This window comes from Psychrobacter sp. 1Y10 (assembly GCF_052259005.1).
GTDB lineage: Bacteria > Pseudomonadota > Gammaproteobacteria > Pseudomonadales > Moraxellaceae > Psychrobacter > Psychrobacter saeujeotis.
The window spans coordinates 188,463-209,979 of sequence record NZ_JBQQES010000002.1 but is presented as its reverse complement, the minus strand read 5'-3'; the positions used below and the strand labels follow the sequence as shown (position 1 = coordinate 209,979).

The following is a 21,517-nucleotide window of genomic DNA, read 5'->3' as shown; positions in this document are numbered from 1 at the left end:
ATCATATTAGGATAAACGATAGATCAGAATATTACATACCACGTGCGCTACGTACATCTTCAGCAGTGATACCATCACGGTCTACGATGTTACCTTCACGGTCAACAACATTACCATCACGGTCAATATCTAGCTCTTCACGCTGAATAGTTTCTACGATGGTTTCAGTGTGACGCTCAGTGGTCTTACCGACATTAACTTCTTCTGAAACATAAGTCTCTTTGTTAACACGAGCACGTTCAGCTTCTAGTTCAACTTCGATAGTCTCGTTATCAGTCACGTCACCAATGCGACGCTCTGATGGACGATCTACAGTAGTACGTTGAATGTTAGCATGCTCTTCTTCAAGATCTACTTCAACGTTACGCTCTTCAGTCACAACATGCTTGCCGACTTTTACTAGGCCTGCAACGATACGATCTTTATTTACTGTCAGACGCTCTTCTAGTAGTTCTAGCGTGTTTGGTGCATCATAAGCATGGTCTGCAACTTCCATACGCTCTTCTGCTGGTACAGTGTCAGCTACAAATGCTTGACGATCTTTTTCGTACTGCTCTTTATAGCTATACTGATAGTCATGATCATACTCTTCCATGGCATCAGCTTGTGCTTTGGTTAAACTATCAAAGAATACATCATCACCAACAATACGCGCTAAACCCGCTGGTACTAAAACTTCTTTTGAGCTAAACCAGCCGCCTGCGTCAACGATTAGATAGCGAATACGGCCAGTAGTATCTTCTACTAGTGCGCCATCGATCTTACCGATTTTTTCTTCATTGACACCGTAAGCAGTTTTGCCTGTTGGGTCATAATAGTCATCACCAATAAGGTCACGATGAGTTGCTTGGATGTCTTGTAAGCGAATTAGTTGGCTCATTATTGTCTTCCTTTTATATGAGTAAATGGTTATTTATAAATAAAATAGTAGCGTCAAAAAATAACGCCAATGATAAATATGTCGTTGAATAAGTCAGAATACACCGACTCTTCCTCTACTTCATTATTTGCAGTTATAAGTAGTGAATTCAGTCAGTAACGATAAAGAATCATGCTTATCATTGTTGACTGACAACTAAACAGTGACTGCATCAACTTGTAACTATCGTAACATCGCGATTTTACTCGAGATATAGAAACAAGGTAGCAAAATGTGCAACTGACGTAATTGCGTGTAATAGGCTGTAAGTGTCATAACATCAATTGGGTATAAGTTAACGCATTTTTACACACATAAATATTAACCATATTGTTGTATGCCATGCACAAAAAAAACCGTACTATTGATTAATAGTACGGTTATGGAGTTATCAGTATCAAAATGATAAGTATTACACAGTCATCTGACTAGATGCATTGTGACGACATATCCAATAGCGTCATAATAAAAGCTTTTGACAATGTCTTTTGATTAAGACAACTCAATAGCTACTGCTACCGCTTCACCGCCACCGATACATAAGGTTGCAATACCTTTTTTACCACCAGTGCGCTGTAATGAGTTGATAAGCGTGATCAGGATACGAGCGCCTGAGCAACCTACAGGATGACCTAAAGCACAAGCACCGCCCTCGATATTAACCTTTGCATGATCAATGTCTAACGCATCCATCGTCGCCATAGTAACCATGGCAAAGGCTTCGTTGATCTCCCAAAGATCGACGTCTTCAACTGACCAATCTGCGTTAGCCAATACTTTTTCGATCGCACCAATCGGAGCAATGGTAAATTCACTTGGATGACGTGAGTTAGAAGCAGTCGCAATAATACGGGCTTGGTAGTCTAGACCTTCAGACTGCGCTTGTGACTCTTTCATCATCACGACAGCAGCAGCACCGTCTGAGATTGAGCTGGCATTAGCTGCAGTGATGGTGCCTTCTTTGGCGAACGCAGGACGTAGGTTAGGAATACGATCTGCATTAGAAAGACCTGGCTCTTCATCATCCTCGACCGTTTGTTCGCCTTTACGAGTCTCAAAAGTGACAGGCTCAATCTCGTTTTTGAAATGACCCTCTTTAATCGCAGTCAACGCACGATTTAGTGATTCAATCGCAAACTCGTCCATTTGTTCACGCGTATAGCCTTTTTCATCGGCCATTTCTTGCGCAAACTGACCCATCAAGCGACCAGTCTCTGCATCTTCTAAACCATCTAAGAACATATGATCTTTGACTTCTTTATGCCCCATGCGATAGCCACCACGTGCCCCTGGCATAATATATGGCGCATTAGTCATCGACTCCATACCACCAGCGACAGCCACATTAAAGCTACCTGCTTTGATACCATCATGCGCCTGCATAACCGCTTTTAGACCCGAACCACAAAGTTTGTTGATCGTCACGGCGCCAGTCTCATCAGGTAGACCTGCCTGACGCATGGCTTGACGAGCAGGGCCTTGACCCAATCCAGCGGTCAAGATACATCCCATAATGACTTCATCAATATTGTCACTGCTCACACCTGAACGTTCAACGGCTGCTTTGATAGCTGTCGCACCTAACTCTGTAGCACTGACATCTTTTAAAGCGCCTTGAAAACTGCCCATTGGCGTACGCGCACCATTAATAATTACAATTGCATCGTTCGACATCGTTATTCTGCCTCATTTACCTGTTTTAAATTAAAACTCAGCGCTTTAGATGAACACTGTGCCTCACTAATCGTTAATAAAGAATCATTATTATAATGTGCATTGTTAAGATAAAAATCAAGGTTTACTAAGATAACTCACTGGTCACTACTGATTTATATCATCAGGCCAACTCGTCTAAGCGAATACGGACGACTTTATCAGCAACCGCAGTCAATTTTTCGATCTTTTCAATCGCCAGATTCATCTGACTTTCAATGACTGGTAATGTCAAAATAATGACAGGTACTTGTCCAAGTTTGTGAGCAGGTTTTTGTAAAATAGCGTCGATATTGATACCAGCATCACTTAAGATGCGAGTGATATCCGCCAATACGCCTGGGTTGTCATAAGCGTGTACACGCAGATAATAGCCTGTTATCATCTGCTCGGCACGTAAGACAGGCGTATCACATAGCTCTTCCGGCATAAACGCCAAATGAGGCACATGATTACTGTGCTCGCTATGACTGTTACGATCGTTGGGGCCTAATACACGTACAAGATCCATGACATCTGCCATTACTGCTGAGGCGGTAGCGCCTGCGCCTGCGCCATCACCGCAATACAGCGTTTGTCCTAGAGGATGTGAGTTCACCAGTACCGCGTTTTTTACCCCATTCACATTGGCAAGTAAAGCGTCTTGCGGGATCAATGTTGGATGTACGCGTAGCTCAATGCCAGCGCTGCCTTGTGGATCATCTTTACTACTCCGGCGAACGGCAAAGCCCAAATGCTTGATACGATAGCCCAGCTCTTCAGCGTAGTTGACGTCTTGTAGCGTAATACCAGTGATACCTTCGCAATATACTTTGTCAAACTGTAATGGAATGCCAAAGGCGATAGAGGCGAGTAGAGCAAGCTTGTGAGCAGCATCAATACCTTCAACATCAAATGTCGGGTCTGCCTCAGCATAGCCAAGCTCTTGTGCTTCTGCCAAAACGTCTTTAAATGGACGCCCTTTATCACGCATCTCAGTCATGATGAAGTTACCAGTACCGTTGATGATACCAGCTAACCAATCTATTTTATTGGCGGCAAGTGCTTCGCGCATAACCTTGATAATAGGAATACCACCTGCCACTGCTGCCTCATAAGCCACGTGCACATGATTGGCCTCCGCCAACGCAAATATCTCATTGCCATGCTCAGCAAGTAACGCCTTGTTGGCTGTAACGACGTGTTTACCATTCTTAATGGCATGCATAATAATGTCTTTGGCAAGAGTTGTACCACCAATGACTTCGATGACAATATCGACGTTGTCACTTGCAGCAATTGCCATCAAATCATCGTTTTGGACGATACTAGGGTCGATATCATCACGCTGACGACGTGTACCAACTTCGGTAATAATAATGTCGCGTCCACTACGACGTTTAAGCTCAGCTAAGTTATCATTGATTAGATTGACCACGCCAGTACCGACGGTACCTAGGCCAAGTATCGCTAGTTTGATGGATTTACTCACAGTATCCTCAGAAAATTAAATGATAGTAAATTATATAAGATGAAAACATGGCTCTTGTAACGTTAACTATTACCAATAAAGCCATTTTTATATAGCATCTCACCGTATCATACCGACAAGCAATTGTGACGTCTACCTAAGCTGACTGTTGCTAAAGCCGATGATATTATAGTAGGCGATTAGCTGGCATCGATCGCTGTCTGTGCCAATTGTTTAGCTGGTAGATAACCACCAATCTGCTGACCAGATTCAGTAAAGATGGCAGGCGTTCCGCGTACACCAAGACGGGCGCCCAATTCTATTTGCTCTTTTACTGGACTCTCACAGCTAGGAGCCATGACATTGGCGCCTGATTTTGCCTGATTCATAGCCGCAACGCGATCTTCACTACACCAAATGGCTTCCATTTTGGGAATGCTTCCTTCGCTACGAGGCCAAGCTAGGTAACGAACCTCAATCCCTAGCGCATTGAGCTCATCCATTTCTGAATGCAATTTAGTGCAGTAAGGACAATCAGCATCGGTAAAAGAGTACACCACTGACTTAGTCTCGCCTTTAGCTGGATAAATAATCATGTCTTTTTTGTCTACAGCTTTGAGCGCCTCTTGCGCAGTGCGAGCAACTAACGCACCACTAATATCGACAGGTTCGCCTTGTCCGACAGAGATGATCTGACCTTGAATGATATGTTTGCCTGACTTATCAGTAAAAAATGCTGGCAACCCTTCAGCGGTTACCCAATAAATACCATCCATCTCTGTTGGTACTGCGGAGACAATTTTTTCGTCGATACCAGACGCTCCTAGGTTCGATTGCAATGCTGTAACGACCGATTGATCACTATCGGCAGCAGGTTTGGAGGTGCTGGTTGTACTACTTGCCTTTGTGCTACTTACCACACTGGTCTTGCTGGTAGTATCGGCAGTATTGTTTGAGCAGCCTGTCGCGACAGTAACTAGTAGCGCACTGATAATGGCGCCTGAGAGCTTACGACGAGTAGAGATGTTAGCAGGCTTTAGGCTAGTAGATACAGAGGGTAAGGACATACGGCATTTCCTATAAACGGACGCGCTTGATCATGATTGTAATAAAAACTCAGTATAAAGACAGACGATATAAGTCTCTTTATTTATCAGCAGTCAAACGAATAAATTCTAAGCTACAACACTCTGGCTATGATGACGAATCATCTCAATTATAAAGTAAGCAGTGAGTCATAACATAAATAGTGATAAAGTGCCATATACTAACATATTTTTATAAATGACAGTCAAAACCAAAACTTACTTAACTAATAATTTGGTAATGATCGAACAAAAAAGTAAAATAAGCTACATTCCTACTATTTCATATGTTGCAGTAGCTCAGTAGGCTACAGTAAACAAGACAAATCAACATGATCAATTTTAATACTTATTAACTATTTGAGCGATTTTACGCTAAGGAGAGAGCATGGCAGGTGCCAGTTTATTAACCCTACTTGATGATATCAGTGTGATATTAGATGATGTTTCAGTAATGACTAAGGTTGCGGCCAAAAAGACCGCTGGTGTATTGGGTGACGATCTTGCGCTAAACGCTGAACAGGTCACTGGTGTCAAAGCCAATCGCGAGTTGCCAGTTGTTTGGGCGGTAGCAAAAGGTTCCTTTGTTAATAAACTTATCTTGGTGCCAGCTGCGCTGCTTATCAGTGCCGTTTACCCACCATTGGTAACCTTTTTATTAATGTGCGGTGGTTTATTTTTGGTTTATGAAGGCGCTGAAAAAGTTATCCATAGATTTTGGCCACATGCTTTGCCGCATGACGAAGAACAAAGTGCGCGTCGCCTTGCCAATGCCGATGAAACAGTGGATTTGGTGGCATTTGAAAAAGAAAAAATCAAAGGCGCGATACGTACAGATTTTATTTTATCAGCAGAGATTATTGTCATCGCTTTGGGGTCAACGGCGAGTGCCACATTGTTAGAGCGTAGTCTGGTATTGTCTATTTTAGCGATTGCTATCACGGTTGGTATTTATGGTTTGGTTGCCGGTATTGTCAAAATAGATGACGCAGGCTTGCATTTAATGGAGCAAGAAAGCAGTTTTAAACAAAAGCTTGGCAAGGTGATGTTTGCAGCTGCACCAAAATTGATGAAGTTTCTATCTATCGCTGGCACGTTGGCGATGTTCTTAGTGGGCGGCGGTATTTTAGTGCACGGTATCAGTTTTTTACATCATGGAGTAGAGGATCTGGCGCACTTAACCGGCATTTTTGAAAGTGTGACGACAGCGCTGTTAAATGGTTTGATAGGCTTTATTATTGGTGCGGTAGTGGTCGCTATCTTTACTATGGTCAATAAGTTACGCGGTAACGGAGCTTCCGCTCATTAAAGCGTCATAGCACTAACACTATCTGATTACTATATAAACATTAAAAAGCCCCAAAGTTACTGGTAACTTTGGGGCTTTTTAAATTATAAGTATAAAATTGCTATAAAAGTTGCGTTATACCAATTATACAAATTATATCAGGGCTAATAATCAACTGTCGCTACTTGAATGGTCATTTTCAGACTTTTCAGCTTGCGTAGGCTTTATATGTTCAGACTTTGGCTTACGACTACGCGCTTTTGGCACCTTTGGCGTGGTCAAATTAAACATACCAGTCTGTGGCAGCAGCTGCTCAGCGACACTCTCGATCATGTTTTTATAACTGGCAATAGTCGTCTTTGATTTAGCTGCTTGGCTGTCCTCTTTTGTAGCATCGCTATGCTCAGCAGCTTTGCTATCATCAAGTAACGCCTGATCTGCTTTTAACAGCTGTTCACTCTCAACAGTGATGTCGTCAGCTTGTACTTCACTGGCCAATGCAGCGGCTGCGGTTTCATGAGCATCGACTTGATGGTCATCAGAAATGCTCAATATGGCCTGCTGTTCTTCAGCACGATAGTCAGGATGCTGCCCACGTGGATCATTACTAGCACGTTGACCAATAGCCTGAGGTGCGACCTCTGTCTTGCCTTGAGCAGTAGCAAATTGGCTCGCTGCTTGAGTCATGGCATCAAACTGGGTCAAGTAATCAGCATCTAAAGGCTGATAACCATAATTACTAAAGTCAAAAGCCTCATCTTGGCTATCGTCTGCATGACTAGTGTCAATGTTAGTCAGGTCAGTAGCGTCAGTATGCTGCGTATGTGCTTCAATCGCTTGAATAAAGCAGCTGATAACCCCTTTATCTGCCAAGCGGCTTTGTGCATCTGCTAACGTTGCGTGAATAAACTCACCAACTGTACCGCGAATGGTAGCAGGTGCAGAACTCGCCTGTGCATTAGTCTCAGCGACTGGTGTTGGCTGCTGACGTCGGACGACACGTGGGTCATTGCTTGCTTGACCAAACTTATCAGCAGTCACATAACGAGCGGCAAATAAGGCCTCGTGAGTAAACGTGAGGGCGTTATTACCTTTTGTATCCTCATTTGTACTGCTTATCACATCAGCTTTATTACCATTTTTAGACTCATCGTTTTCAGCTGGCTGAGTATCAGCAGCAGATTGTATGCTGCTAGCTTTAGCTGCTTTTGGCTCTAAAGCTACTTTTTGAGCCGATGGCTGAGAGGTTGCCTTAGCATTAGCGACTTCTTCTTTACTCTCTTCAAATGATGATGTGCTATCAGATGAATTACCTTTTGACTCAGCGCTTTGAGCCTTGCTCTCAACTAAGCTTTCAGTAGGTTTAGCGCTACTCGCAGTGGATGATGAGCGATCTTCTGACTTAGATGTTGTCGTCTCAGATTTGTCTGGATGACGTTGTTTAGCAGCCTTGTCTTTGTCATCAACATTATGCTGACCAGCTTCTTGCGTATCCATAGCTTTAGACGACGATTGACTCGATTTACTGTCGTCCAAAGAAAGATGCACTACTTCTGAAGCCTTGCTTTTAGTCGGCGCTTCATTGACCTGTAATACTACTTCATTGGGGTCTTGGTCGCGCTGAGCATTCGCTTGTGGTTTACCTTTTGCCGCATTGGCAGTGGACTGCTGATTATTCTGCTTAGTATCATTGTCAACTGTTAAGGTTTGCCCGCGTTCAAGCTTACCACGTGAGTTGCGCTGGCTATGAGGCTTGCGTTTCGTACGTGACTGCTCGCTCGAGGTACTATCTTCTGTACGCTCGCTGGCATTTTGATGATTATTACGGTTGTCTTGGCGAGTGTTTTGACGATTGCCGTTACGATCGTTGCCACGCTTATTATCACGTTCGCGTCCATCTTGCGTATCAGATCGATTATTATCGTTGGTATCATCTGTACTATTATCTGCGCTATCGTTGTCATCGCGCTGATCTTTTCTTTGACGCGATTTAGAAGATTTTGATTTGCGTGACTTGCGCTTTCTTCTATCGTCGCTGTGACTCTCTTTTTTGTCATCATCAAGCGCGCTTTGCTTTGATGATTGAGTGACACTTTGAGTATTGTTATCGTCTTGCTGACGTACATTTTGCGGATCATCACTTTGATTTGATGAATGCTGGCTGTTATCTAACGCTGTACGATCCACTTGCCCAAACGAACCTAAGCTTTGCGCCCCAGTATTGACTAATGCTTCAATAGCTTCAGCGGCATCACGACTACTAACACTGTTTGCAGTCTGTGCTTGCGGCGCTTGCGCAAACAGATTAGACAGCCAAGCAACGGCTTTTGGCTGCGTAGTAGAGACCTGCTGATTACTCTGTGTAGTATGATTTGTGGCAGCACGCGCTGAGGAGACTTGCGTACTTACTTGCGTATTGTCAGTATGCTGATGGTTGTCGGTATTTTTTGGTTCGTTATTTGAGCCATTGTTTCGATGGCTATTTTGGCCTACATTCGATGATGACGCGCGTCCGTTACTTTGATTGCTTGCACGATTGTCTGGGCTACTTTTGTTATCAGCTGATTTACGCGGCTGACGAGTAGGCTGCTGCTCAGGACGTTCTTTTTCTGATGTTTGCCAGTCAACGTCATAACCGAGGTCATTATGCTCTTGTTGCTGCGTATCAGTGATACGCTCATAGCTTGTCGGTGCAAAACCATCACGATTAAAATGCAATTTAAAATTGGGCGACTCTAGGTGAGCATGTGGCAGGATAGTGATACGTGTGCCGCTGTCTTGTTCAAGATAAACCAAGCTGTCGCGTTTTTCATTTAAAATAAATGCGGCAATGTCAGTTGGTACTTCTGCTTGTACTTCACCTTGACGTTCTTTTAAAGCGATTTGCTCGATTTGGCGCATGATAGACAATGATAAAGAGCGCAGATCACGAATCATACCGTTGCCATGACAGCGTGGGCAGATATAGCCAGTAGACTCTTCTAATGATGGGCGTAGACGTTGACGACTCATCTCCATCAAACCAAACTTAGATATCTCGCCGAACTGAACACGAGCACGGTCATATTTGGTCGCATCAACCAGGCGTTTTTCGACTTCTTTTTGGTGCTTATTGTCATTCATGTCAATGAAATCAATGACAATCAAGCCGCCCATATCGCGTAGACGTAATTGGCGAGCGATTTCATCAGCTGCTTCTAAGTTGGTATGGTAGGCAGTTTCAGCGACGTCTGAACCTTTAGTAGATTTGGCCGAGTTGATATCGATTGATACCAACGCTTCAGTTTGGTCAATGACGATTGAGCCGCCAGATGGCAGGCGTACTTCACGCTGGTAAGCGGTCTCGATCTGCTTTTCAATGCTAAAGCGTGCGAACATAGGCTCGTAGTCAGTATATTTGCGTAGTTTGTCCGCTTGTGTTGGCATCACTGCATCGATAAATCCTGCCGCTTCAATGTAAGCGTTTTCGTTATCAATCCAAATCTCAGCTATATCGTCACGCAGATAATCACGTACCGCACGTGTCACCACACCTGCTTCTTGATGAACCAAGCGTGGTGATGGGTACTTTTTGTTTTGTTCTTGAATGGCTTGCCAAATATTGAGCAGATGATTTAGGTCGTGTTGCAGATCTTCTTGAGTTTTGCCAATACCTGCAGTACGAATGATGACACTCATACCTTTAGGCAAATCAAGATTGGCAAGCATACGCTTCATATCTTCGCGTAGTTTGCCGGAGATTTGACGCGAAATACCACCACCACGAGGGTTATTGGGCATCAGTACCAAATAACGACCAGCGAGCGAGACATAAGTGGAGAGAGCCGCGCCTTTGTTGCCGCGCTCTTCTTTTTCAACTTGGACGATCAGCTCATCGCCTTCTTTAATAAGCTTTTTGATATTTTCATCACGTGGGTTGCCACTTAAGTATTCGGTAGAGATTTCACGAATAGGCAAAAACCCTTGACGCTGTGAACCGTATTCAACGAATACGGCCTCAAGTGATGGCTCGACACGGGTGACATGGCCTTTATAAATGTTGGATTTTTTTTGCTCGCGGGTACGGTTTTCTAGGTCAAAATCGTAGAGATGATTGCCTTTACACAAAGCGACACGAATTTCTTCGTTTTGAGTGGCGTTAATCAAAATGCGTTTCATACTATTATCCTATGAGTACACAGGACAATGACAAGAAGGGTTATTATATTGAGTGGTTCTGAATAAAAAATCTGCTATCAAGCGGCTTTAACGATAAAAAGCACCAACAGATTATTCAGGCTGCCAAATGGACAGCAAACAACATAAATATAATCAAAGTAAAGTGGCGATGATAAGTCATGCTAATACTAAAAATTAGTAGATGTAGGGCGAGCGTACTGCTCGGATAAATACAGGTATCGAATTAAAAGGTCATCGTCGCTGATCGTTGGTTCAAATTTAACGACTGTGTTTAAAGTGACTAAAATAATCGTTCTAAGTAATTTTGATACAGAGTGTAGGGCTGTAACATGATCTAATGCCAATCATCCTATACTGGTTTCAAGGCTAGTACCTAACACATTACTATGTTAGGTTTTACAAAGATTATTGACATATAAGGCGTACCTGGTTTACTTTGTAAGGGTATCCAAGCACTTACCACAAAGTCACAATTTATTCGCCGTTTTGTCTAAACTGTTAACACTAGCGAACGTCTTAATATCAGCTCAAATTAATTCAATGATTTTATCTATCTATTATTTTATAACATCTAACTGTCTTAGAAGAATCTTAAGTTAAAAGTGCCACTGCACTGTTATTCAGCGGGGCGTACTTGGCAAACAGAATAGGTAACCGGCTTACAAGCTCGGTAGGCTATACATTGTTTGTATGACAATCGTTTTATCTGTTTGACCGCCAATATTCAGGCAGCTGTAAACTCTTAACATCGGATTAACATTACTTACCCAGCTGCACCAACCCAATGATTAAAAAATCAAGTCATGGCCGTGTGTTAATGAGTAGTTGTGTTCTATTACCGCTTGATAATTTAGCATGTTTGCCATTATCACCGAAGCGATTAATTTGGTATAAATACCTTTTATTGGACATCACGCCAGACGTTACTGAGCAGGATGTCCTGAAAGTAGATGATGCGTGCAAAAATCGCCAGATCAACTCATTACTAGCCAGTAATAATGATAACAATAAGTTGTTTAAGACAATAACGATTATTGTCTTAGTCTCTGCTTAATTGGCGCTCAACATGGTAAACTATAACAAATCTTTGTGTAAATACCTAACTAAAAATGACAAATTCCAAAATGACTGACGATGCACCTACCCATGAAGCTCCAGCAATATTCAATAGCAAGACGCGCCCACAAAGCGCTGATGATGAAATTAGCAACTTTGGAAAGGTTAACTACCTTGAAGTTACTCGCCATCAGCATGACCAGCGTTTAGATAACTTTTTATTAAACCGCTTAAAAGGGCTGCCAAAATCTCATATTTATAAAATGATACGGTCAGATGAAGTTCGAGTGAACAATAAGCGCTGCAAAGCACATGATAGAGTAGAGCGCGACGATGTCGTACGTATCGCACCTATTCAGTTGGCAACCCGCGAAAAACCCATCATTAGTACTGAGTTTGCGAAGAGCCTATTAGCGCGCGTAGTGTATGAAGATGATGGGCTGTTGGTACTCAATAAGCCGTCTGGTATCGCAGTACATGGCGGTAGTGGACTTGATTTTGGTGTTATCGAGGCCATGCGTGAGGTGACTGGTAAAAAGTACCTAGAGCTGATTCATCGTATTGATAAAGATACCTCAGGCCTGCTTATGATTTCTAAGAAGCGCTCAACACTTAAAGTGCTGCAGCAGCACCTAGTTGACAAAACCATTCAAAAGCACTATCTATGTCTGGCAAAAGGGCAGCCTGCTCTGAATGAGCAACGTATTGATGCCCCACTGTTACGTTACACGCTTGCTAATGGTGAGCGCCGTGTCAAAGTGGATAGCAGTACCTCACAAAATCAGGACCTGCAATCTAAAGACAGCCAAACGGATATCATCGTACATAGCCGTTTTATACTGGCAGGTCAGCCAGTCAGCTTGATTGAAGCCAAACCATTGACAGGACGCACGCACCAAATCCGTGTACATTTGGCCCATATCGGTCATGCGATCTTGGGTGATGACAAGTATAATGTACATGATAAATCAGGCGTTCATCGCTTGTGCTTGCACGCATGGCGACTAGATATTCCAGGCTATAAAATCATTACCGCCCCGTTACCAGATGATATGGCAGACTGGTTGCCGGAGCAAACTGCATTGCCAGAATAAACTTAACCCTCCCCTATATTAATGTATTGACTACTAATGTATTGACATCGAATTTTTGGTTTATTGCCGTGCGCTAAGGTAAATTTATGAGTAAACAGTCTAATCATCGCTTAGCAGATAAGACGTTGGTTATCTTTGATTGGGATGGTACTTTGATGGATTCGATCGGTTTAATCGTTGAGTCCATGCATGTTGCTGGAGAGGCGCATGGTTTTTGCACCACTAATCAAGCAGTCAAAGATATTATCGGATTGAGTTTAATGAATGGTATTGAGATTTTATATCCGCAAGCGAATGAGTCACAAAAGCTTGCTATTCAACAAAGTTATGCTGACTACTACATTCCTAACAGTCACCGTACACCGTTTTTTACTCCTATAGAAGGCATGTTACAAACGTTGCAGCAGCAAGGCCGCAAATTGGCTGTAGCGACGGGTAAGAAAAGACGAGGTCTTGATAGGGTGCTTACCGCATCTGCTAGCCAGCACTACTTTGAGATAACTCGTTGTGCTGATGAGTCAGGCTCCAAGCCCAACCCGCAGATGCTGACAGATATCTTAGAGCATACGCAGCACAGTATATCTAAAGCTGTATTTATCGGTGATAGTATTTATGATATTCAAATGGCGAACAAGCTTGGTATGACCAGTATTGCTGTAGATTATGGTACGGCAACCAATAAAGAGCTCGCCGCTCAGCAGCCGACTTATCAAGTTGATACACCCCAAGCTTTAACAGAGCTACTATGTGGTTAAAATAAGAGACGTAATGAACAGAAAAAGGGTTTATCACTAATTATGATAAACCCTTTTTTAATTTATGCAGATGATGGTTATTCAGCATCTTACTGACTATCTTGTGATTTAACATCTTGTGGTTCAGCGTCTAGCTGAGTAGCAGGAAGCGACTGAAGATTTGACTCAACCAGCTTGTCATCATCAAGTTTGTAATCGTACCATTTGCCCATCACGCCTGCCAGCTCATCAAGGCCTTCTTTTCTTAATGCAGAAAACAGCTGAATAGTACAGTTTAACCCCAGTTTTTTTAGGGCTTGACGAGTATTAAGTAAGGCATTTTTTGATGCCCCATATTTGAGTTTGTCCGCCTTAGTCAATAAGATATGGACAGGCAACTCGCCATCTTTAGCCCAATGTAGCATCTGCTCATCAAAGAACTTAAGAGGATGGCGAATATCTGTCATCAGCACTAAACCTGCAAGACTTGAGCGTGATACCAGATACTCTTCTAACTCTACCTGCCATTCTTTTTTCATCTCAAGCGGGACAGCTGCATAACCATAGCCTGGTAAGTCAACCAAGCGTCTGTTGGTATCACCAATGCTGAAAAAGTTTATCATTTGTGTACGTCCCGGCGTTTTAGACGAGCGGGCAAGCTGACGCTGGTTGGTTAACGCATTGATAGCCGAGGACTTACCCGCATTTGAGCGTCCTGCAAAAGCGACTTCTAGTCCGATATCTGGCGGACAAAGACGAAAAGTAGGCGCCGACGTCATAAATTCAGTTTGCTGGATACGCTGGCGGGCTTTGGTATTAAACACCGCATGTTCAGCGGCAACATCTTTAAACGGGGTACTCATAAATGACTCATTAACAATCAAAAAATTAAAACGAAGTTTGAAATAACATCACAGAACAAGTCAAAAAAAGATAAGCGGCTAGCTGTCACATCGATAATATAAAACTTAGAATGACTTTTAATACCAATAAGCAGCCAGATAAAGGATGAGTGTTACGATGATCTATTTGGTATATTGCTTATCTCTGCCGTTCTATATATGACAGCATAACACTAAAGTGAATAGCAGCTTAGCAAAATTATCATACAACGCTTAAGCGTTACTAACATTAAACGAGATAATACTACTTTGACTCGACATATATCGTTACAATATAAGATATTATCAGTTAACAAGTTTATGTATCGAATAATTGTAGACATGATTATTCTGTTAAAGAGGATATCATATGCGTTTATTAAATATTAGTAGCATTAAAATAGGCCAAGCCTTGAGTAGTAGTATGGTGGCACTTGTCATCAGCATTGCTATGACGAGTAGTCATGCAGCAACTGATATCTCCAAAATCTACAATGACTCATGCGCGGCTTGCCATGACAGTGGGGCATTAAATGCCATCAAGAAAGGTGATAGCGCTCAGTGGCAACGCCTTATAGAACGAAAAGGTATGCCTGCACTGATTGATTCTGTAAAGGGTGGCATGATTCAAATGCCAGCGGGCGGATTATGTGATAGCTGTAGTGATGATGATTATCGCAAATTGATTGAATATATGAGTAAGTAGCGAGAAACTTAGCTGTCAATTCTACTTTATAGACCTTTGAGTATCCTAATGATACCTATAAGATTTTATAAAACAGGCAGATGATTTACAAAATATGTTGTATGCTTAGTTTTAGATAAAAAAACGTTAGTTACTATGATTAAGTAGGCAAATTCTTTAAAGTCTTGCTATAATAATTGCAAATAAACCCTGATGTTAGTAAGTGCTTTCGGGCTGCTTGTTATGAACACCGCAAATTTCATGATTAATTTAGTCAAGCTATAGACGTGCTTGTGTGATTTGGTGAGTGCTCTGTTAATACAATCAATCGAGATAATACTTACGGCGAGTTAGTAGGATCTGTATCAATGAAAAAGTTAATCGCTGCCGCCAGCTTATGTGTTGCAAGTTTCAGCGTACAAGCTGCTATTATTGTTCCTGAATATGACGCTAATGCAGGTAAACAAATTGCAGAAACGGTCTGTGCCGCTTGTCATGGTGTTGATGGAGTGAGTGTCGTGCCAGCTCAGCCAAATCTTGGCGGTCAAAATGTAAAGTACTTATATAAGCAATTGGTCAATTTTAAATCTGGATACCGCAAAAACGGCATTATGCAGTCGCAGGTTGCTAATTTGTCGCAGCAAGATATGGCTAACGTATCAGGATACTATGCTGAGCAGTCACCTTGGGGCGTGGGCTTTGGTAATCCTGCAACCAATCAAGAAGCAACCAAGCTTTATTTAGGTGGCGATAAGTCACGCGGTGTGATTGGTTGTGCAGGCTGTCATGGTCCAGATGCAGCTGGTAATGATTGGGCCGCATTTCCTAAACTAGGTGGTCAGCACGCAGAATATATCGCTACTCAGTTAAAACTGTTCCGTGCAGCGGGCCGCGTGGACGATATCGCAAGCGACGATCAAAAACGTGTCAACGATGCAGCCAAAGAAGGCGAGATGGGTATGATGCAGACGGTAGCAGCGAGACTGTCAGATCGTGATATTCGTATCTTGTCGGATTATGTAAGTGCTATTCATTAATTGATGCCTATTTGATTATTAAACCCCGTTTTCGGGGTTTTTTTATAGGTGCCTGTCCCTATATTGTATAAAGAAATACAGCTTCCTTAATGGGTCTGTATACTTAATGGGTCTGTATAATTGCCTATTGTTATTCACTTTAGATCGTTTGGATTGAGATTATGATGGTCCGCTATGCTTCTTATTTTATGGCAGCACTGTTGCCACTACTGCTTTTTCGCTGGTTTGCACCTACTTCAATTGGTGAAATAGACTTTTGGTTGTTGTGGCTATTTGCGATGGTATTGGTTTCATTGCCAGTGATTTATGCAGAGATTGCTTTGGCTTATCGTAGTATTGAAGCACCCTTAGCAGGCATGCAAAAACTAACCCGCGAAGCTGATGCTAGTCCGTTATGGCGTAGTTTTGGTTGGTTGACAGCGATAGTAGCGATTGCGATTGCTGCACTTATAATATCTGGAGCAAGTAGCGGTCTTTTATCTGCGCTGACAGAGCTGAATAGCGCTCCTAGCTTGCCAGTTTTTGCGGTTGCTGGTGGTTTAATGGTGATTGCAGTATTGTTAAGCTTGCTTGGGGTCGCGCCTCTGCCTATAGGTCTAGGTCTGATGGTTGTAGGCTTAGTGATGGGCCTGACCAATGGCCTCCCGCAAGTTGAATTCGCCATGACGAACATTAACTTAACCGAATGGGCACGAGCGGTTGCACTTGCGTTGGTCAGTGTAGGAGCAGGTACTGGACTATACTGGTTTGGTCAGCATCTAGTGACGAAGCAGATAGTAACTGCAGTAGAGCCAGATGGTCTCAATGTAACCAAGTCACATTCGACTAAGGCTCCTCATACCTATCGTGCTGCCAAACTGGTGCTACCCATCTGGATACTGCAGCTAGTCATTGGTATCATTGCATTATTCAGTAGTGGCTTAGCACTACCGCCCATTGGGCAACTGCTATACCATGCAGGCGTATTATTTGTAGCAAGCTATTTGTTATATTATAGCGCCCAGCAGCTAGCGCATAAATTTGGCCTAGTGGTCGGCTTGGTTATAACATTGATTGTAGGTTTGTTACTAGTCACAATAGTACCGACAGCTTGGCTAGTGGGTCTATTGGTTATAGTGAGTAGTATTGCAGTGCTAGTGCTGTCTATATTTGCCGGCTGGCATATGAAAATCAGTCACTTGCGTAAGTCTTTAAACTTTGGCAGTGAAGCATCGTACAACCTATGGCGCGTGGCCATTCGTCTCATTGTACCGTTAGCACTGATTTTAGCATTAGTAGGTTGGATACTGCTATGGCTGAGTTGATAGAGAATACGTCTAAACGCTCTCATAAGCCAGCCATGATGACAGTGCAACTGGCCTATGCTGAAGATGTAAAGCGCCAACATTATCTGACATTACAAGTCGTTGAAGGTACGACTCTATATGAAGCACTAGAACAAGCTGGATGGTTAATTCAGTTTCCTAACTTGGCCGTATGGTGCGAACAAGTAGCAAGTATGATAACGCCTACTGCCAAGCGCTGGCATGTAGGAATTTATGCACAAAAACAGCCTATAAGCTACATATTACAACCTCTAGATCGCATCGAGGTATACCGTAGCTTAAGCGCTGATCCCATGTCTCAGCGCAAAAATCGTGATAAAAAAAAGCAAATATAAATGGTTAAGACTGAGGTAGGGTTTCTATACCTTCGATACGAGTGACAATACCATTGGCATCAAAATAGACAATCAAATGCTGGCTGGCATTTTTGACATCTGTGATACCTTTGCGCTCACCTTCTGTGCCTGCCTGGTAGTCGTAGATATAATCCCAACGATTGGGTGCTAATGTGTCTTTGATAGCAGGGCTCCCTAGTATGTACAATACTTGGTTTTGATTCATGCCTACTTGTAGTTTTTGAGCTTGAGTTTGAGTAATTGGTGTACCTTGTGGTAAATCAATTCTATAAACGTTAAATAATGAGCAACCAGATAAGGCAACAGTAATGCCAAGGGTTGCAGTAATCATAATTTTGCGCAGATTGGCTGAGTAATGAGATGACTGACGGCCAAGGGGAGAACGATTTAATAGCTTTATCATGGTAAGATGGCTCATAAAAATGGGTTAGGCGCGGCTAAATGCATATTGGGCAAGTCTTGCCGGCAATCTTGAACAAATGATACGTCATTTACTTGCAATTGCCTACCACTTACGACATTATTTACCAAATGCTACCTGATATACTCAGTAATTTATAGTGTCAATTCATAAGCTTATAACTACAATATATTTTATTTTTATCATCATTTTTAAAGTGAGGGCATAGCCTAGCTACTAATTCACTATAACTATTCTTCAATTTTTATTTGTTAAGACTTTAACAGTCAGAAGGGATATTATGGCTTCTTTTACCAATCAGGACTTACGTAAAGCAGGATTAAAAGTAACTTTACCGCGTATTAAAATTTTAGAGCTACTTGAGAGAGCAGAGCTGCATCATATGAGTGCAGAAGAGGTATACAAGGCGCTTATTGAGCAAGGCGAAGATGTAGGATTGGCGACAGTTTACCGAGTATTGACGCAGTTCGAGCAAGCAGGTATTGTTGAACGTCATAACTTTGAAAACAATTTGTCAGTGTTCGAAATCACTCAAGAAGAGCATCATGATCATCTGGTTTGTGATGTTTGTGGCAAGATTATTGAGTTTCATAACGAGGTCATTGAAGAAGAGCAGTTAAAAGTAGCAGCGGAGCATGGCTTTAAACTGTCTGGGCACTCACTGGTGTTATATGGTATTTGTAACAATCAAGAATGTAAAGACAGTGCAAAATAATCAATAGACTTAACTAAAACAAAAAACCGCCTTCAATTTGAAAGCGGTTTTTTATTTGCATGCTTGGTTTTCTTGATTTCAATAAATTGCAATTAGCCAATATTTAAAGACAAGCTGCTGGCATTTTCTTCAATGTCTTTACTGCCATTTTTACTGTTTAGTTTGATTTTTAAGCGCAAGTCATTTGGAGAGTCCGCATGTTTAATCGCATCTTGGTAAGTAATGTCACCATTTTCGTATAAGTCGAACAATGCTTGATCAAAGGTTTGCATGCCACTATCACGTGAGCGCGTCATTACTTCTTTGATTTCGTGTAGTTCACCCTTACGGATATAGTCACTAATCAGCTGTGAGTTAAGCAACACCTCAATTGCTGCACGGTAGCCTTTGCCATCTGGCGTTTGGATAAGCTGCTGCGCAACAATAGCTTGTAAGTTGAGCGAGAGATCCATGAACAACTGATTGTGACGATCAGCTTCAAAGAAATGGATAATACGATCGATCGCTTGGTTGGCATTATTTGCGTGCAATGTTGCAAAAACCAAATGTCCTGTTTCAGCATATTGGATCGCATAGTCCATCACTTCACGGTTACGAATTTCACCAATAAGGATAACATCAGGCGCTTGGCGCAAGGTGTTTTTTAGCCCAGCTTCAAATGATAAAGTATCGACACCAACTTCACGCTGCGTGACGATACAGCCTTTGTGCTGATGTACAAACTCAATGGGATCTTCGATAGTAATAATATGACCATGAGAGTTTTGGTTACGATGACCGATCATAGAAGCAAGCGTGGTTGATTTGCCTGTCCCTGTAGCACCGACTAATAAGATGATACCACGCTTTTTCATCGCCAACTCTTTTAGCGAAGGAGGCAGGCGCAGCTCTTCAACCGTTGGAATTTTGTTTTCGATTTTTCGTAAAACCATGCCTGCCATATCACGCTGCATAAAAGCACTGACCCGAAAGCGTGCCAGCTGCGATTTATCTGAGATGGCAAACTGACATTCATTGGTGTCTTCAAACTCTTTTTGCTGATTGTAGGTCATAAGACTTTTGACCAAAAGCAAAGTTTGCTCACCCGTTAATGGCGCTTGTCCTACAGGACAAATAGTACCGTTTATTTTCATAGAAGGCGCAACGCCAGCTGTAATAAACAAGTCAGAGCCGTTCTTCTTAACCATGAGTTGCAGTAGTTTATCGAAGTCCATATCATATCCAAATTAAAAGTGAGTTATTAAAAAATAAGTTAAAGGTACTAAATATAATGTAAGAATAAGAGGGTCAAATCAGTGTTATATAAATGCTTCAGGCTGTTTTGCATAAGGACGAGCGACGTCTTTGCTAATAGTGCCTTTGCTGACTAAGTTTTTGAGAGTTTGGTCGAGCGTAATCATGCCGTCACCAGCACCAGTCTGAATAGCAGAATACATCTGGGCAATCTTGTTTTCGCGTATGAGATTGCGAATGGCAGGTGTACCGAGCATGATTTCGTGAGCAGCTACACGTCCACCTGTTTGCTTTGGTAGTAGCGTCTGTGAAATAACGGCTTGCAGCGATTCAGATAACATTGCACGAATCATATCTTTTTCAGCAGCCGGAAAAACATCGATCACACGGTCAATTGTCTTCGCGGCAGAGCTGGTATGCAAAGTGCCAAACACCAAGTGACCAGTTTCAGCAGCGGTCAAAGCCAAACGAATCGTTTCAAGGTCACGTAGCTCACCGACCAAAATAACGTCTGGATCTTCCCGCAGTGCGGAGCGTAATGCAGGCTCAAAACCTAACGTATCACGGTGGACCTCACGCTGGTTGATAAGGCTCTTTTTGGATGCATGAACGAATTCGATAGGGTCTTCGATAGTCAAAATATGCTCTTTACGTGTATCATTGATATAGTCGATCATTGCCGCTAAGGTAGTAGATTTACCAGAACCAGTCGGCCCTGTTACCAGTACTACACCACGTTTAAAGTTCGAAACTTGTTTAAATACATCACCCATTCCTAAGTCCTCTAAAGTAAGAACTTCTGAAGGGATGGTACGAAAGACAGCACCAGCACCGCGGTTTTGATTAAAAGCATTTACCCGAAAGCGCGCTAGGTTTGGAATCTCAAACGAGAAGTCAGTCTCAAAAAACTCCTCAAAGTCGGCACGCTGTTTATCATTCATGATGTCATAAATCAGCTGATGCACAGTTTGATGACTCATAACCGGCATATTAATACGCGTAATTTCGCCATCTGCTCGAATAACGGCGGGCATGCCAGCTGATAGATGCAAGTCTGATGCTTTATGTTTAACAGTAAATCGCAGCAGATCTTCAATGCTTAAGTTGCTTTTTTCAGCCATGGTCGAGCGTTCCTATCTAGCAGTACAGTAAAAATGAGCAATAAAGAGTTTCTGTGTTGAAATTACTTTAAAGTTTGATAGAGCTATTAGGAGACTAATAACACTAGCTTTACTTTATTTACAGCTCATACCTACTTTAGTAGTGCAAGTGAGCTAAAGTAACAAATTAATAACAATAATAGTCAATTTCTATCATAAAAGAAACAGATTAAATGTAAATAATGA

Annotated in this window: 18 protein-coding genes; 9 read left to right on the top strand and 9 right to left on the bottom strand. The window is 42.3% G+C overall.

What is annotated here, in order from left to right; translation table 11 throughout:
• Positions 1 to 31: 31 nt before the first annotated feature.
• The 4 genes from ACTXGH_RS03855 to ACTXGH_RS03840 all read right to left on the bottom strand — a co-directional run bounded on the left by ACTXGH_RS03855 (position 32) and on the right by ACTXGH_RS03840 (position 5,149).
• Positions 32 to 880, bottom strand: a complete 849-nt coding sequence (locus ACTXGH_RS03855) for a DUF2382 domain-containing protein (protein WP_439262889.1) — start codon at positions 878 to 880, stop codon at positions 32 to 34.
• Positions 881 to 1,411: 531 nt separating this feature from the next.
• Positions 1,412 to 2,593, bottom strand: coding sequence for a thiolase family protein (locus tag ACTXGH_RS03850; RefSeq protein ID WP_439295562.1), 1,182 nt, complete (start codon positions 2,591 to 2,593; stop codon positions 1,412 to 1,414).
• Between the two features lie 163 nt (positions 2,594 to 2,756).
• A complete protein-coding gene (locus ACTXGH_RS03845; protein WP_439262885.1) occupies positions 2,757 to 4,103 on the bottom strand; it encodes a homoserine dehydrogenase in 1,347 nt (448 codons plus the stop codon).
• A 179-nt stretch (positions 4,104 to 4,282) separates the two neighbouring features.
• Positions 4,283 to 5,149 (bottom strand): DsbC family protein, encoded by an 867-nt coding sequence (locus ACTXGH_RS03840; protein ID WP_439295563.1) that lies wholly within the window; start codon positions 5,147 to 5,149, stop codon positions 4,283 to 4,285.
• Between the two features lie 406 nt (positions 5,150 to 5,555).
• Between ACTXGH_RS03840 and ACTXGH_RS03835 the strand changes: the two genes are divergently transcribed.
• A complete protein-coding gene (locus tag ACTXGH_RS03835; protein ID WP_299185740.1) occupies positions 5,556 to 6,476 on the top strand; it encodes a DUF808 domain-containing protein in 921 nt (306 codons plus the stop codon).
• A gap of 150 nt (positions 6,477 to 6,626) precedes the next feature.
• On the opposite strand, the gene ACTXGH_RS03830 is transcribed toward ACTXGH_RS03835, so the two are convergent.
• Positions 6,627 to 10,613 (bottom strand): Rne/Rng family ribonuclease, encoded by a 3,987-nt coding sequence (locus tag ACTXGH_RS03830; protein ID WP_439295564.1) that lies wholly within the window; start codon positions 10,611 to 10,613, stop codon positions 6,627 to 6,629.
• A gap of 838 nt (positions 10,614 to 11,451) precedes the next feature.
• Between ACTXGH_RS03830 and ACTXGH_RS03825 the strand changes: the two genes are divergently transcribed.
• The 3 genes from ACTXGH_RS03825 (at position 11,452) to ACTXGH_RS03815 (ending at position 13,539) form a co-directional block, all read left to right on the top strand.
• Positions 11,452 to 11,688, top strand: coding sequence for a hypothetical protein (locus ACTXGH_RS03825; RefSeq protein ID WP_439276812.1), 237 nt, complete (start codon positions 11,452 to 11,454; stop codon positions 11,686 to 11,688).
• A 70-nt stretch (positions 11,689 to 11,758) separates the two neighbouring features.
• Entirely contained in the window at positions 11,759 to 12,784 is a 1,026-nt protein-coding gene (locus ACTXGH_RS03820) for an RluA family pseudouridine synthase (RefSeq protein WP_439262880.1), read from the top strand.
• A gap of 86 nt (positions 12,785 to 12,870) precedes the next feature.
• Positions 12,871 to 13,539, top strand: a complete 669-nt coding sequence (locus tag ACTXGH_RS03815) for an HAD family hydrolase (RefSeq protein WP_439262878.1) — start codon at positions 12,871 to 12,873, stop codon at positions 13,537 to 13,539.
• Between the two features lie 89 nt (positions 13,540 to 13,628).
• Here ACTXGH_RS03815 and yihA read toward each other — a convergent pair whose 3' ends face one another.
• Positions 13,629 to 14,381, bottom strand: coding sequence for a ribosome biogenesis GTP-binding protein YihA/YsxC (yihA, locus tag ACTXGH_RS03810; RefSeq protein ID WP_439262876.1), 753 nt, complete (start codon positions 14,379 to 14,381; stop codon positions 13,629 to 13,631).
• Positions 14,382 to 14,769: 388 nt separating this feature from the next.
• Here yihA and ACTXGH_RS03805 point away from each other — a divergent pair, with 388 nt between their 5' ends.
• From ACTXGH_RS03805 to ACTXGH_RS03790, 4 genes are all read left to right on the top strand, one after another.
• Complete coding sequence (locus tag ACTXGH_RS03805; protein ID WP_299218281.1) at positions 14,770 to 15,105, top strand: c-type cytochrome; 336 nt, start codon at positions 14,770 to 14,772, stop codon at positions 15,103 to 15,105.
• Between the two features lie 347 nt (positions 15,106 to 15,452).
• Entirely contained in the window at positions 15,453 to 16,121 is a 669-nt protein-coding gene (locus tag ACTXGH_RS03800; protein ID WP_439262873.1) for a c-type cytochrome, read from the top strand.
• 161 nt (positions 16,122 to 16,282) lie between these two features.
• Complete coding sequence (locus ACTXGH_RS03795) at positions 16,283 to 17,425, top strand: hypothetical protein (RefSeq protein WP_439262871.1); 1,143 nt, start codon at positions 16,283 to 16,285, stop codon at positions 17,423 to 17,425.
• The gene (locus ACTXGH_RS03790; RefSeq protein WP_439262869.1) at positions 17,413 to 17,781 is read left to right on the top strand and encodes an RnfH family protein; all 369 of its coding nucleotides are present in this window, start codon (positions 17,413 to 17,415) and stop codon (positions 17,779 to 17,781) included. Before ACTXGH_RS03795 ends, ACTXGH_RS03790 begins: the two co-directional genes overlap by 13 nt.
• A gap of 4 nt (positions 17,782 to 17,785) precedes the next feature.
• On the opposite strand, the gene ACTXGH_RS03785 is transcribed toward ACTXGH_RS03790, so the two are convergent.
• Positions 17,786 to 18,220: an outer membrane protein assembly factor BamE gene (locus ACTXGH_RS03785; protein ID WP_439262867.1), complete on the bottom strand. Its 435-nt coding sequence runs from the start codon at positions 18,218 to 18,220 to the stop codon at positions 17,786 to 17,788.
• 283 nt (positions 18,221 to 18,503) lie between these two features.
• Here ACTXGH_RS03785 and fur point away from each other — a divergent pair, with 283 nt between their 5' ends.
• Positions 18,504 to 18,938, top strand: coding sequence for a ferric iron uptake transcriptional regulator (gene fur / locus ACTXGH_RS03780; RefSeq protein WP_068034202.1), 435 nt, complete (start codon positions 18,504 to 18,506; stop codon positions 18,936 to 18,938).
• 92 nt (positions 18,939 to 19,030) lie between these two features.
• Here the strand turns inward: fur and ACTXGH_RS03775 are convergent, their stop codons facing one another.
• The gene (locus tag ACTXGH_RS03775; RefSeq protein WP_299218269.1) at positions 19,031 to 20,152 is read right to left on the bottom strand and encodes a PilT/PilU family type 4a pilus ATPase; all 1,122 of its coding nucleotides are present in this window, start codon (positions 20,150 to 20,152) and stop codon (positions 19,031 to 19,033) included.
• Positions 20,153 to 20,236: 84 nt separating this feature from the next.
• Positions 20,237 to 21,292: a type IV pilus twitching motility protein PilT gene (locus tag ACTXGH_RS03770; protein ID WP_299218267.1), complete on the bottom strand. Its 1,056-nt coding sequence runs from the start codon at positions 21,290 to 21,292 to the stop codon at positions 20,237 to 20,239.
• Positions 21,293 to 21,517 lie beyond the last annotated feature (225 nt).